The organism is Bacillus cereus group sp. BfR-BA-01356 (assembly GCF_022663635.1).
In the GTDB taxonomy this organism is placed as follows: domain Bacteria; phylum Bacillota; class Bacilli; order Bacillales; family Bacillaceae_G; genus Bacillus_A; species Bacillus_A cereus.
Genome location: NZ_JAKUFX010000298.1, coordinates 1 through 389, shown reverse-complemented (window position 1 = coordinate 389; position 389 = coordinate 1). Strand labels below are relative to the sequence as shown.

Sequence of the window (389 nt, the reverse complement as noted above, 5' to 3'; positions counted from 1 at the left end):
GCGTTCATCCTGAGCCAGGATCAAACTCTCCAATAAAGTTAGTTTGTCTAGCATCTAAAATAAAAATTGACGTTTCACGTTGTTTGTTTCGTTCAGTTTTCAAAGAACTAATGGTGGAGCCTAGCGGGATCGAACCGCTGACCTCCTGCGTGCAAGGCAGGCGCTCTCCCAGCTGAGCTAAGGCCCCAAACAAGTATCGGGAAGACAGGATTTGAACCTGCGACCCCCTGGTCCCAAACCAGGTGCTCTACCAAGCTGAGCCACTTCCCGAAAGAAAACGCGCCCGAGAGGAGTCGAACCCCTAACCTCTTGATCCGTAGTCAAACGCTCTATCCAATTGAGCTACGGGCGCATATGGTGCCGAGGGCGGGGGTCGAACCCGCACGGTG

3 tRNA genes are annotated in these 389 nt (G+C 53.0%); all 3 read right to left on the bottom strand.

Features of this window, described 5'->3' with window-relative positions:
* Positions 1–111 precede the first annotated feature (111 nt).
* A tRNA-Ala gene (locus MR168_RS33135) sits at positions 112–187 on the bottom strand.
* Positions 188–196: 9 nt separating this feature from the next.
* Positions 197–270 (bottom strand) — tRNA-Pro (locus tag MR168_RS33130).
* An 8-nt stretch (positions 271–278) separates the two neighbouring features.
* Positions 279–352 (bottom strand) — tRNA-Arg (locus MR168_RS33125).
* Positions 353–389 lie beyond the last annotated feature (37 nt).